Genomic DNA, 13,142 nt, shown 5'->3' on the forward strand with positions numbered 1-13,142 from the left:
GCTAAATCTCCTTGCGTTTCGTCTGCGCGTAAGCGATGAGGAATGGTGCGCCGATGAAGGCGACGACCACGCCGGCGGGAAATTCACCTGGAACGATGATTCGGCCGAGGATATCGGCTGATAGCACGATGATGGGGCCGATGAGAGAAGCGGTGGCCACTAAGCGTAGGAGGTTGGGGCCTACGATCCATCGTGCGATATGTGGAACCATAAGTCCTAGGAATGTAATGACCCCGGCTGCGGCAGTGGCGCTAGCAGCGAGTACGACGATTGCGATGAATGTGAACAAGCGAGTTTTTGCTATCGACGCCCCCATGGTGATGGCCAACTCGTCTCCTAGGGATAATGCGTTGAGTTGTCTCATGCATGCTGCGGTGACGAGAATCCCTAGGAGTAGGCCAGCTCCTGCTAGAGCTGCGGGGTGATACGAGCCGGCGTCGATGTTGCCGACCATCCAGCTTTTGAGCCGATCAAATGCTTGGGGATTTACTAGCGATAAGCCGTCGCCGATGCCGGTGAGTATTGCGCTTAGTGCTACACCGGCAAGTACGAGGCGTAAGGGATCAGAGCCTTTGCATGAGTTCATGCTGAGTGCGTATACGCATGCACCGGCTAGGATCGCGCCCAATAGTGCCAGTGCGAATATGCTGATGTGGCTTAGTGATCCTCCCAGAGCCATGCCGACGACAATGGTAAAAGCTGCGCCGGCGTTGATGCCGAATACGCCGGTGTCCGCTAGGGGATTACGGGTTAACGCTTGAATTAACACACCTGCGAGACTCAGCGACGCACCTGCTGCAATGGCGATGAGAGTGCGGGGGATGCGGCGTCCCCAGATGATGTGACTATTTGTTGGGTCGCCGTAGTGACGAAGAGCGGCGAGGACGTCGGGTGGGGTAATGCTTCGAGCACCGATTCCTAAACTCATGATGATCATGCAGAGGAGGATGATTCCAAGGAAAATGATCACTACAGGCAATGGCAGCCGTACACGAGGTTGTCGAAGCATGAGATAATACTAACTAATTTTTATAAAACTAGGCTATCCTATCCATCATGTTCATAATTCCTCGTCCTCGTGTGCGGGCAATGCGTTCTTTCCTTGCCTTCGCCACTGCCACTGGAATAATGCTGTCCCTTGCAGCATGTTCTTCTTCTGACAATTCCTCGACTAACGCTCAGGGTAACGCTGATGTTGCCGTGGGTGGTCAGCGTTTTAATACCGCTGATGAAGAGACTGCCAAGCTTGGTAGTGATGCGCAGCCAGGCCAATTCCCACGTACCGTCGTTCATGCTGCTGGAACAACGGAGATCGCGACCAAACCTGAGCGTGTTGTTGTCCTTGATACTGGTGAATTAGATAGCGTCTTGTCTCTTGGGATAACCCCAGTAGGAATGACCACTACCAAGGGTGCTAACCCAGTGCCGAGCTATCTTGCCGACAAGGTAAAAGATGTTGAGCGGGTTGGCACTATCAATGAGCTTAACATCGAGGCAATTGCGGCTTTGAAGCCCGATCTGATTATTGGTTCGCAATTGCGTGCAGACAAACTATATCCGCAGCTTTCTGACATTGCACCTACGGTTTTTTCCATCCGACCAGGTTTTCCATGGAAGGAAAACTTCCTCCTTGTTGGTGAGGCACTTGGTATGGAAAAAGAAGCAGAAGAAAAACTGAATGAGTATGCTGACCGTGTTGCTGAGCTAAAGAATAACGTTCCCCAAAATACTGAGGTTTCTCTAGTTAGGTTTATGCCTAACAAGCTGAGGCTGTATGGAAACAAGTCGTTGATTGGTGTTGTTCTTGCCGATGCTGGGCTTGCTCGCCCAGAAAAGCAAAATGTTGATGATCTTGCTGTTGAAATTTCTCCAGAAAACATCGATCAAGCTGCAGGATCGGTCATCTTCTATACTTCCTACGGAAAACCAGATGCGACTGGGGAAGCTGCTGTTGTTGAAGGGCCGGCATGGAAGAACCTTGAAGCAGTGGCTGCGGGTAAGGCTCACCGCGTTAATGACGATGTGTGGTTCCTTGGTCTAGGGCCAACAGGCGCTATGGAGATTGTCTCGGACCTTCACGACTATTTACTGAAGAAATAAGTCCTTCGGAAAAATTCTGATCCGCTTCTAGTGAGCTAACAATCATTGCGATGCAAGTTCACTAGGAGCGGGTCATTTTCTTTGCCCTATTGAGGCTAAATACTTGGCCAGTGGGCGGGCGCAATGAAAACGTAGGTTCCGCCCATCATCAACACCATAAAGAGGATCAAAAATCCAACGAGGCTGGCCCGAACTGCTCGATGTCGCTGACCGTACCAAGCAAAGAAGATATCTAGTTTGGCTGCCAGCCAGATAGTAAGCCTGCGGGTCGGTGGATGCACCAGAGAAAGTATCCCTAGCGCAATAAAAATGCAGAGCCAGCCAGGGGCTGGGGTAGGCAAGATGATGATGCCGAAGACTAGTAGGCACATACCTGCCACTAGGAGAAGGGGAGAAAGGACAGGTCCGTACCAAGCAGCCTTCATGTGCAGGTGTCGATCCTGCATCTTGTTCATTAGGTTGTGGACCTTTTCTTCCATCGCCCCTCATTGCATGCTCAGAAATGATAAAACTGAGTGTTATTTTAAGTGATGCTTCGATTTACTTCATATAAATCCATCGACCACGCAAAAATTGGTGGAAGAACGTAGGCTGGCACAGGTAAATACTTTGCTGAGGAGTGAAAAAATCATGACAACCCCTAATCGTTTTGTCGCTGGTGCGATTGATCTAGGAGAGGTAAAAGCTCGTGCGGAGGCGCGTTCTCAGGCTCAGCGAGCGGGTCAGTCGACCGTGGCTGGGGTGGAGCCCACAGTAACCATCACTATGGACAACGTGGAAGAACAGCTTATTAAGCGTTCCATGCAGGTTCCCGTTGTGGTGTTGATTGGTACTCCACGAAGCCCCGATTCGGAACAGCTGCGTGCGGATCTTAGCCAGATCGCCAGCGGTGCGAGCTTGAGCTTCATTTTCGCCTATATTGACGCCGACGCTACTCCGCAGGTTGCCCAAATGTTTGGTATTCAGGGCTTGCCGACGGTTGTGGCGTTGGCTCAAGGCCAGCCTCTGGCTAATTTTGAGGGTGGTCAGCCACTAGAAGCGTTGCAGCAATGGACTGCTGCAGTTGTTAAGGCAGTTGAAGGGAAACTACCAGGCATTACTGGTGATGATGCAGAGGCGGAGCCAGCAGAGGATCCGCGCTTTGAACCAGCTACTGAGGCATTGAATGCTGGCGATTTTGATGCAGCTATTGCGGTCTATGAAGAAATTTTGCGCCATGAACCAAAAAATCAGATGGCTTTGCAAGCGCGGGACAACGCCCGATTGCTGTCGCGTCTGAAGGATGCTGATCGGAGCGTCGATCCTGTTGCTGTTGCAGATGCTGATCTACAGAACGTGGATAAAGCATTCGCTGCTGCTGATGCAGAGATCACGACTGGAAAAGTAGAGGAAGCGTTTGATCGTCTCATCGAACTGTTGCCGAACGAGAAAGTTAGGACGCGGTTGCTGGAATTGTACTCGGTGTTTGAAACTAGTGATCCTCGTGTGCAGGCTGCCCGATCGAAAATGGCAAGCAAATTATTTTAATAATGATTGTCATTTGTTATTTTCGAAGTAGATTAAATTTAGTCGTAAAAGCTACTTAAGCTTAAATAGAAGATCGAAAATGAGAAAGGCACGTTGTCCCAACCAGCATAAAGCTGGCAGGCAACGTGCCTTCTTACATCAGCGTGATTACGCGTCCCAGCGGTAGAGCTGGCCGCTCATTGCAGGTATATGCACTGTGAGGGAATGCTGATAGCCATCCCAGTCGGTGTCCCACGCCATGACGTCGTTGTCGAGGTAGTTGTCTGCTCCTTCGTAGATGCCTGCATCAGTGTTGAGGATGCACTTCCAGTTTCCACCTTCAGGCACACCTAGTTTGTAGCTTGGGTGATCTGCTCCACCAAAGTTGAATACAGCTAGGATCTTGGATCCATCAGCACCGTAGCGCACGAAAGACAAGATGTTGTTTGCTGAGTCGTCAGACTTTGTCCAGCTAAATCCTGCTGGGTTGTTGTCTTGGCTGTAGAGCGCAGGGGAGTCTTTGTACAGCGCGTTGAGGTCTTGTACCAAGGTGCGGATACCGCGGTGGTATTCGCCTTCCCAACCGTCCATATCACCCCAGTCAAGGCTTCGTTCTTCGGACCATTCTTTCACTTGGCCGAATTCTTGTCCTTGGAACAGCAGATTCTTTCCTGGGTGAGCGTACATGTAGGCGTACAGAGTGCGCAGACCGGCTGCTTTGTTCCATGCGTCGCCTGGCATGCGGGTCCACAGTGAGCCTTTGCCGTGAACTACTTCGTCGTGGCTGAAGGGGAGGACGAATTTCTCAGAGTATGCGTACACCATGGAGAACGTGATGTCGTTGTGGTGGTACATGCGATGAATAGGCTCGTGTGAGAAGTATTCGAGTGTGTCATTCATCCAGCCCATGTTCCATTTCATGCTGAAACCGAGGCCGCCTTCCCATGTTGGAGAGGTAACTCCTGGCCATGAAGTGGATTCTTCAGCAATGGTCATCACACCTGGGTGGCTCTTGTGCACGGTGGCGTTCATTTCTTGGAGGAACTGAACAGCTTCGAGATTTTCACGGCCACCGTAGATGTTAGGAAGCCATTCCCCGGGTTCGCGTGAATAATCCAAGTACAGCATGGAGGCTACGGCATCGACGCGAAGGCCATCGACATGGAACTCTTCGAGCCAGTACAAAGCATTGGCGACGAGGAAGTTACGGACTTCATTTCGGCCGAAATCGAAAACGTAGGTGCCCCAGTCTTTTTGTTCACCGCGACGCCAGTCGGGGTGCTCGTAGAGAGCTTGACCGTCGAAGCGACCGAGGGCAAAGGCGTCCTTGGGGAAGTGCGCTGGCACCCAGTCGACAATTACACCGATGCCTGCTTGGTGGAAGGCGTCGATAAGCAAGCGCAGCTGATCTGGGGTGCCCCAGCGCGAGGTGGGAGCGTAGTAGCCAGAGACTTGGTAGCCCCATGAACCGCCGAAGGGGTGCTCTGCGACGGGGAGAAATTCCACGTGGGTATAGCCCATGTCTTTGACATAGTCGACAAGGTTGGTGGCTAGTTCCTCGTAGTTTTGACCTTGGTTCCATGAACCCAGGTGGACTTCGTAAACACTCATTGCAGCGTTGTCGTGGTCGGTGTGCGCGCGATTAGTCATCCACGCATCGTCATTCCATGTGTAGGAGGAGGAAGCGATGATAGAGCCGGTTGCCGGTGCTACCTCGGCACGCTTTGCCATGGGGTCTGCCTTGTCGAGGCGGTGACCTTCGTGGGTGTGGATCGCAAATTTGTAGACTGTTCCCACGCCAATGTTAGGGATGAACAGCTCCCAGATTCCGGTCGATCCGAGGCTACGCATAGGGTATTGGCTGGGGTTCCATCCACAGAAGTCACCGATGACAGCAACTCCGCGTGCGTTAGGTGCCCAGACTGCAAAGGCAGTACCTTCCACATCCCCCATGGCAGTGGTGATGGTGGTCGGGTTCGCGCCGAGTACTTCCCACAGTCGCTCGTGACGACCTTCGTTAATGAGGTGTAGGTCAAGATCGCCGAGCGTTGGCAGGAAATGGTATGCGTCGGCCTGCTCGGTCACGTGTCCACCTTGCCAGTGGATACGGAGACGATAATCGCAGGAAACATCGTGGTCAACGATTGCCTCAAAGATGTCGTCACCTACGGCAGCGAGCTCTACCACAGTCGAATCGCTAAGTAATGCTTCCACGCGTTCTGCTCCGATGTGGCGGGTGCGAATAACTGCGCGGTCAGCATCTACTTCGTGCCAGCCATATACTCCGTGCGGATCGTGGTATTGGCAGATTTTGAGGGCGTGGAGGACATCAGGATGGACTGGTGCGACTTGAGTAGGAGAAACCATGAGAGTAAGTACTTTCTTTACATTAAGTTGATATGTGGCGGATGTTGACAGTTATTAGTTCCGGTAATCGGATTCCCCGCGCCAAGATAGTTGTGTTCTGTGGCTGTTTGATACAGGCGGAATAGTAACGATGTGAGCTACGTTGGCACACGGATCGAGACGGATAAAGTTGCGTTGACCCCAGTGGAATTGTTGTCCGGACACCAGATCGGTGACATCGAAGGAATCCGTGGTATCACACCCAAGAGCTTCCATATCAAGTTCAAGTGTTGCTTGTTGGGCATGATCAGGATCTAGGTTGACTACTACCACGATGGTGTCGCCAGTAACTGGGTCGACCTTGCTGTAGGCAAGAATGGAGTCGTTATCGGTTGAGTGGAAATCGATCACTCGTAGCTGTTGGAGTGCCGGATGCTGTGTACGAATCGAATTGAGCAGTGTGATGTACGGTTCGAGAGAATTGCCGGCTGCGCGGGCGGCGTCATAGTTGCGGGGGCGTAGTTCGTATTTTTCGGAGTTTGCGTACTCTTCGCTGCCATGGGCTACTGCTTCATGCTCAAAGAGCTCAAATCCGGAATACACACCCCATACTGGTGACATCGTTGCTGCAAGTGTTGCGCGTATAGCGAACATGGCGCGACCGCCATACTGTAGAGACTCGTGCAAAATATCGGGGGTGTTAACAAACAAATTGGGGCGGCTCACATCAGCCATCTCGGCGATTTCTTCGGCGAATTGTTGCAGCTGAGTCTTCGAAGTCTTCCACGTGAAGTAGGTGTAGGACTGGCTAAAGCCCACTTTGCCCAAGCCGTAGAGTCGCGCTGGGCGGGTAAAAGCCTCGGCCAAGAAGATGACCTCGGGATGCTTGGCATGGACTTTGGCAATAAGCCATTCCCAGAAGTTTGCCGGCTTGGTATGAGGGTTATCCACGCGGAAGGTGGTCACACCTTGCTGAACCCAGAATAGAACGACGCGCAGAATTTCTGCGTAGATCTTCTTCTGAGCGTTATCAAAATTCAACGGGTAGATGTCTTGGTACTTCTTGGGAGGGTTTTCTGCGAAGGCAATAGAACCGTCAGCAAGTACGGTGAAGAACTCTGGGTGAGATTTCGCCCATGGATGGTCAGGCGCAGCTTGCAACGCTAAATCAAGTGCGACTTCAAGGTTCAGCTCGCGTGCGCGGGCGACAAGTGCGCGAAAGTCGTCGATAGTTCCAAGACGTGGGTGCACTGAATCGTGACCGCCTTCAGCAGAGCCGATTGCCCATGGTGACCCTACGTCGCCCGGTAGCGCAATGAGTGCGTTGTTTTTGCCTTTGCGGTTGATCTTACCGATGGGGTGGATTGGTGGGAAATAAACGGTATCAAAGCCCATGGCAGCTACTCGATCCAAAGCCTGAGCTGTCGTGGCAAACGTGCCGTGAACAGGCTGGCCGTCCTTGTCCCAGCCACCAGTTGAGCGTGGGAATAGTTCGTACCATGAGCTATACAGGGCTTTGGTGCGTTCGACGGAAATCGAGTAGGTGTGCCCGCGAGTGAGCAGTTCGCGAATAGGATGCTCAGCCAACAGATAAGTGATTTCTGCGCTGAGTGCAGGAGCTACTCGGGCGCGCAGGGGAGCGTCGCTACGCAATGCGTTGATGACCCGAGTAAACGCTGGCGCTAGTGTCTTTCTTTCAGCTTTTGGTGCACTGGTGATGGCTGATTCGAATAAGGCGGCGCCGTGCTCAATGTCGTTATAAAGTTCTTCGGGACTTTGACCTGCCTCAATTTTTGTGGTCACTGCATGGCGCCACGTGGCCACGGCATCGGACCAAGCCTCGACTCTAAAAGTCCACGTACCGGGGCGATCAGGAACGAAACTTGCCCACATGCGGTCGGGATCGAACTTCTTGGTTGCCATCGCAATAGAGGAGGTGTGACCGTTCGGATCAGTTACCACGAGAGTGGCGGCAATAGCATCGTGGCCTTCGCGCCACACTAAGGCGCTGACGGGAATCATTTCCCCGACCACGGCTTTCGACGGCCGTCGCCCGCACGAAGCCTGGGGGCGAACATCTTCAATAGCAAGTCGTGTGGACTTCGAACTCATAAGCCGATTCCTCTATGCGTAGGGGACTGTTCACTGTCGGGAAAATCCTTCCCGAGCCTTGCCTCTTAGAGTAGTCAAGCTGTGTCTATTCCACACGCACAGTGAGAAATCCGTCATGATGGAACCTATGACGAACCCGACGAATGATCCGCGTAACCCCGATCTACTCCTCGATTTTGATGAGGTTGAGTTCACGCGGGGTGGAAAAACACTGGTAGGGCCTATCACGTGGCAGGTTGAATTGGATGAACGGTGGGTGATCCTCGGGCCGAACGGTGCGGGCAAGACCACACTCATTCGGATGGCGGCTGCCGAAGAATTCCCCTCAAAAGGTGCATTGTGGATCATGGGGGAACGCATTGGTAAAACTGATATGCGCGATTTGCGAGCAATGATCGGCGTTTCTTCGTCTGCGTTGGGAAACCGAATACCTACCAACGAAAAAGTTCTTGATCTCGTAATCTCGGCAGGGTACGCCATCTTGGGGCGTTGGCGCGAAGAATACGACAAATGGGACCACGATCGGGCCATCGAAATCCTTGAACAAGTGGGTGCCTACCACCTCGCAGATCAAACGTGGGGAACCTTGAGCGAAGGTGAGCGAAAACGAGTCTTAGTTGCCCGCGCTCTCATGACCAACCCAGAACTCTTGCTTCTCGACGAGCCCACCGCAGGCATGGACTTAGGCGGCAGAGAAGATCTCGTGGGATACCTTGCTCAACTAGCAATGGATCCTGACGCGCCGGCCATGGTCATGATTACGCACCATGTAGAGGAGATTCCCGCAGGTTTTACTCACGCACTGCTCCTAGACGAAGGCGAAGTAGTCTCCCAAGGGCTTATCGACGACGTTCTTACCAGTGCCAACCTGACCAAGGCATTCCATCAGCCCATCAAGGTAGACAAGATTGATGGCCGTTATTTCGCCCGCCGTCAGCGAACCGCCCGAAGCCATCGTCGGTAGCGGGTGATAGCTAACGCAATCACGCTGTAGAATATCTTGCAACTATGCTGGACTTGGAAATCGAGGTGAGCTACACCCATGAGTACACCAGTGGACCTCACTGAAGGGCTTGACGGTGCAAAACTTGCCGTCACGGTGCTCATGATCCGAGATTCCCCCACTGGACTCGAAGTCTACGTGCAAGAACGCGTCTCCTCGATGCCTACGTTTCCCAATGCCACCGTATTTCCAGGAGGTGGAGTAGACCCCCGTGACTTCGAACTAGATGGTGTCGAATCTGAACACGAAACCTTTGGTGGTCCAAGCCTCATGCACTGGGCTCGCTTGCTCGGCACAAACCGCAATCGAGCGCGCGCACTGTTATTCGCAGCAGTACGCGAACTTTTTGAAGAAACCGGCGCGCTGCTAGCTACGCATTCAGACGGGACACCCATCCCTGATGCAACTCGCTACCACCCCCAACGCTTAGCGCTGGAAAGCCACCGACTATCGCTTTCTCAAGTCTTGGCACGAAATGATCTCACCCTGCGCTCCGAATGGCTGCGCCCCTCAACTCGGTGGGTAAGCCCCGAAACGGACGAAAAAAGATTCGATATGTTTGCCTTCGTCGCAGTACAACCCCCAGGCCAAGAACCAGACGGAAACACCCGCGAAGCAGCATCAACCGGATGGTTTTCTCCATCTCTGATTCTTGACGGCTGGCGCGCAGGGCTCATTCGACTCGTCATCCCCACGTGGGCACAACTTCTCAGCTTGAGCCGATTCGATTGCGTACGCGACGTGCAAGAGTTTCTTCGGCGCGCAGACATGACACCCATCATTGGCGACCCCGTAGACGATCCGCGCTTTGAAGAATTCTATAATTTTACCCCTCCCGAACGCTTCTAAAAACACTGAAAACGAGAATACCATCCAGTGAGTTACACCACCGACGAGGTGCATTTCCTCCTCGACCATGATGCAGAAATAACAGCTGTAGCAGGCGCGATCACTCGCGACCATGCGATGACTAAAGCGACAGCAGTAAAAGACGCCGCAACCTTTCACAAACATTTTGGCGCCAATGGTCGAGCAGTAATGGAACTATGCGCCTCTCGGACATCAGCGCAGGGAAAACTACCGCACTACTGGCTGATGTGCCACGATTCCGCACAACAAGCAACGCCACTAGCTGTGGCTCAGCAACGAGCAGACCGGATTCACCGTGTCTGTGGAACCGAAGCAATAGTCCACGACGTTACATGCTCCATAGGCACAGAGGGAGCTGCCATCACTGACTTCGGCATGGCCTACCACGGCAGCGACCTTGATATGTCGCGCCTTCTCATGGCACGACACAATGTGCCTACTGGTCTATTTTCTCAAGCAGACGCACTGAAACGAGCGTCGACAAGTAACGATGTCATCATCGCAGACCCCGCTCGGCGCTCGGGAGGACGCAGAATCACGAAACCCGACCAACTTATTCCACCGCTACCGCAATTGGTTGATCATTGGCGCATAGCTACAACCACAGCCGCACCGATGGCAATCAAATGCGCGCCGGGCTTGGACTTTCAAGAATGGGACGGGTTGGTCAGTGTTGTAAGCGTTGCCGGTGGTGTAAAAGAAGCGTGCCTCTACACGCCAGAGTTATCTGAAGGATTGACTCGTGAAGCCATCATGATTGGGGTCGATCATAGTGTCGACATCCTTAACGACCATCACGATGGCGAAGTGCCAGCTGGGGATCCTGGGACTTTTATCATCGACCCTGATGGTGCGGTCGTGCGTGCGGGCCTGGTCCAACACTATGCCGCGCGCGAACAATTATGGATGCTTGATGAGCACATTGCTTATCTCACCGGTGATCGCATTCCGCAGGGGAGAAGTGGCTTTAGATTCATTGAGATGGTGGGGCTTAAACAGCTCAAATCGGCTTTGGTTGCCCACGGTGCTGGAAGCCTCGAAATCCTAGTGCGAGGCGTGGATGTGGATCCTGATCAGCTGCGAAAGAAACTCAAGCTCAAGGGCAACACTCCTATGGCAGTGATATGTACCCGCATTGGTCGAAAAGGTGTAGCTTTGATCTGCCATGCGCGCGAACATTCGCAGAAATAGGAAGAAAATGCCAGATGCATGCTCACGATAAGCACAAGTTTGTGCGCTGCATTAGACTAGTCGGGCGCGTGGCCCACAAGGGGTCAAGCGCGCTATAAAAAACAAATAGATGTTCATCTATGCGGACGAGCACTTCGTTGGTTCTTGTGCGCACAATGAGGAAGGAATGGCACCGATGCCCGCTATTGTGGCTCTGGTCAAAAATGTTCCCGACACGTGGTCGGTGAAAAAGCTCGAGGCTGATTACACGTTGGATCGCACGAACGTGGATTCAGTCATCGATGAGATTAATGAGTACGCAGTGGAGCAGGCATTGCGGCTTCGCGACGACAACCCAGATGCTGGATACGAAGTCGTGGCGTTGTCTTTAGGTCCAACAAATGCTGAAGAAGCTTTACGCAAGGCATTGGCGATGGGCGCAGATCGTGCGGTGTTGCTTTCCGACGATAGCCTCGCAGGTTCCGATGTTCTGGGTACTGCGTGGGCATTGCATAACGCGATTAATCAAATCCCTGACATTGCAATGGTTGTTACAGGCTCTGCATCTTCTGATGGCTCAATGGGCGCTGTTCCAGGAATTCTGAGCGAATATCGTCAACAGCCTGCATTAACACACCTACGTTCCGTGGCTATAGTCGATGGTGTAGTCAAAGGCATCCGCGAAACTCATGATGGTGATTTTGCGGTTGAGGCACCACTACCCGCGATTATTTCTGTAACCGAAAAAGCAGATAAACCACGGTTCCCTAATTTCAAAGGCATTATGGCAGCGAAAAAGGCCGAGATTACCCGCATGGCGCTGTCATCCATTGGCGTAGCACCTGAACAAGTTGGTTTGGCGCACGCAGCAACCGTAGTCACGGCTGCAACAGAACGACCAGCCCGTGTCGCCGGTGAAGTTATTAACACATCCTCTGCTGAAGCAGCGGCAAAGATTGCAGACTTCTTGGCTGCGGAAAAGCTTATTTAAGGTTTAGGAGAACAGATATGTCTACTGTTTATGTCCTCGTAGAACACGCACATGGTCAGGTTCTTCCCGCAACCGGGGAGCTTATTACCGCCGCCCGTCCGCTGGGTGATGTAACTGCAGTTGTAGTTGGCACGCCAGGCAGCCATGAAGCACTAGTCAGCCAAATTGCTGAATACGGTGCAACAGCCATTGTGGCCGCACAGGTCGCAGATGCTGACAGTCGAGTTGTTATTCCACAGGCTGATGCGTTGTCTATGCTAGCAGCTGCTCAACCAGGTCCAATTCTGCTGAATTCCGGAGTTCATGGCAATGAAATTGCGGGCCGTCTCGCAGCTCGTTTAGCTTCCGGAGTGCTGTGCAACGTTGTAGGCGTGAACGCAGATCGCACGTCTGTGATGTCGATTTTCGGTGATACCGTCGATGTTTCCGCAGCTGTGGGTGGTGCGAGCCCGATCTATACTTTGCGTCCAGGTGCTGTGGAAGCTGTTCCAGCGCCATCGCAGCCAGCAGTGTCTGTGATGGATATTCCTGCAGCCGGTGCCAAAGATGTCAAGGTTACTTCCTTTAACCCCGCGGCTCAGGGGGATCGACCTGATCTAAGTACCGCTAAGGTCGTGATCGCTGGTGGCCGAGGCGTGGAATCCGCAGAAAACTTCACCACTATTGTCGAGCCACTAGCTGATGCCCTCAACGGTGCAGTTGGAGCCACCCGCGATGCAGTAGATCTGGGTTACTACTCAGCGCAATATCAGGTGGGACAAACAGGAGTGACCGTTTCTCCGGATCTGTACATCGGTTTGGGTATTTCCGGAGCTATCCAGCACACTTCAGGCATGCAGACGTCGAAGAAAATCGTCGTGATCAACAATGATGCAGATGCGCCATTCTTCCAGATTGCAGATCTTGGAGTCGTCGGTGATATCCATGAGATCGCACCGTTGCTAGTCAAAGAAATCGCTCAACGTTCCTAGAAAAGTAGCGGTATATCCGGTTGAACAGCCATTATCGCGGCGTGGACGCAGGCTGGGTACGAGACGGTAGTAA

At 52.7% G+C, this 13,142-nt stretch carries 11 protein-coding genes; 7 read left to right on the top strand and 4 right to left on the bottom strand.

The genetic code is table 11. From position 1 onward, the window contains the following. Position 1 precedes the first annotated feature (1 nt). Complete coding sequence (locus tag CIP100161_RS05110) at positions 2-1,009, bottom strand: FecCD family ABC transporter permease (RefSeq protein WP_155872438.1); 1,008 nt, start codon at positions 1,007-1,009, stop codon at positions 2-4. A 47-nt stretch (positions 1,010-1,056) separates the two neighbouring features. Between CIP100161_RS05110 and CIP100161_RS05115 the strand changes: the two genes are divergently transcribed. Continuing rightward, on the top strand, positions 1,057-2,100 hold the full coding sequence (locus CIP100161_RS05115; RefSeq protein ID WP_155872440.1) for an ABC transporter substrate-binding protein: 1,044 nt from the start codon (positions 1,057-1,059) through the stop codon (positions 2,098-2,100). A gap of 95 nt (positions 2,101-2,195) precedes the next feature. Here CIP100161_RS05115 and CIP100161_RS05120 read toward each other — a convergent pair whose 3' ends face one another. After that, complete coding sequence (locus tag CIP100161_RS05120; RefSeq protein ID WP_155872442.1) at positions 2,196-2,579, bottom strand: TIGR02611 family protein; 384 nt, start codon at positions 2,577-2,579, stop codon at positions 2,196-2,198. A 151-nt stretch (positions 2,580-2,730) separates the two neighbouring features. On the opposite strand from CIP100161_RS05120, the gene CIP100161_RS05125 reads away from it, so the two are divergent. Then, positions 2,731-3,627 carry a tetratricopeptide repeat protein gene (locus CIP100161_RS05125; protein ID WP_155872444.1) on the top strand — a complete coding sequence of 299 codons (897 nt, stop codon included), beginning with the start codon at positions 2,731-2,733 and terminating at the stop codon, positions 3,625-3,627. A 147-nt stretch (positions 3,628-3,774) separates the two neighbouring features. Here the strand turns inward: CIP100161_RS05125 and glgB are convergent, their stop codons facing one another. Both glgB and CIP100161_RS05135 read right to left on the bottom strand, forming a co-directional pair. After that, positions 3,775-5,973, bottom strand: coding sequence for a 1,4-alpha-glucan branching protein GlgB (gene glgB / locus CIP100161_RS05130; RefSeq protein ID WP_155872447.1), 2,199 nt, complete (start codon positions 5,971-5,973; stop codon positions 3,775-3,777). Between the two features lie 54 nt (positions 5,974-6,027). Beyond that, positions 6,028-8,064: an alpha-1,4-glucan--maltose-1-phosphate maltosyltransferase gene (locus tag CIP100161_RS05135; protein WP_155872449.1), complete on the bottom strand. Its 2,037-nt coding sequence runs from the start codon at positions 8,062-8,064 to the stop codon at positions 6,028-6,030. 115 nt (positions 8,065-8,179) lie between these two features. Between CIP100161_RS05135 and CIP100161_RS05140 the strand changes: the two genes are divergently transcribed. The 5 genes from CIP100161_RS05140 (at position 8,180) to CIP100161_RS05160 (ending at position 13,069) form a co-directional block, all read left to right on the top strand. Then, positions 8,180-9,028 carry an ABC transporter ATP-binding protein gene (locus CIP100161_RS05140; protein ID WP_155872451.1) on the top strand — a complete coding sequence of 283 codons (849 nt, stop codon included), beginning with the start codon at positions 8,180-8,182 and terminating at the stop codon, positions 9,026-9,028. 78 nt (positions 9,029-9,106) lie between these two features. After that, a complete protein-coding gene (locus CIP100161_RS05145) occupies positions 9,107-9,916 on the top strand; it encodes an NUDIX hydrolase (RefSeq protein ID WP_155872483.1) in 810 nt (269 codons plus the stop codon). 27 nt (positions 9,917-9,943) lie between these two features. Then, positions 9,944-11,128: a THUMP-like domain-containing protein gene (locus CIP100161_RS05150; RefSeq protein ID WP_155872486.1), complete on the top strand. Its 1,185-nt coding sequence runs from the start codon at positions 9,944-9,946 to the stop codon at positions 11,126-11,128. 175 nt (positions 11,129-11,303) lie between these two features. Beyond that, positions 11,304-12,098, top strand: coding sequence for an electron transfer flavoprotein subunit beta/FixA family protein (locus tag CIP100161_RS05155; protein ID WP_166443187.1), 795 nt, complete (start codon positions 11,304-11,306; stop codon positions 12,096-12,098). Positions 12,099-12,115: 17 nt separating this feature from the next. Beyond that, entirely contained in the window at positions 12,116-13,069 is a 954-nt protein-coding gene (locus CIP100161_RS05160; RefSeq protein ID WP_155872489.1) for an electron transfer flavoprotein subunit alpha/FixB family protein, read from the top strand. Positions 13,070-13,142 lie beyond the last annotated feature (73 nt).

It is taken from the genome of Corynebacterium rouxii (genome assembly GCF_902702935.1).
Classification (GTDB): Bacteria; Actinomycetota; Actinomycetes; order Mycobacteriales; family Mycobacteriaceae; genus Corynebacterium; species Corynebacterium rouxii.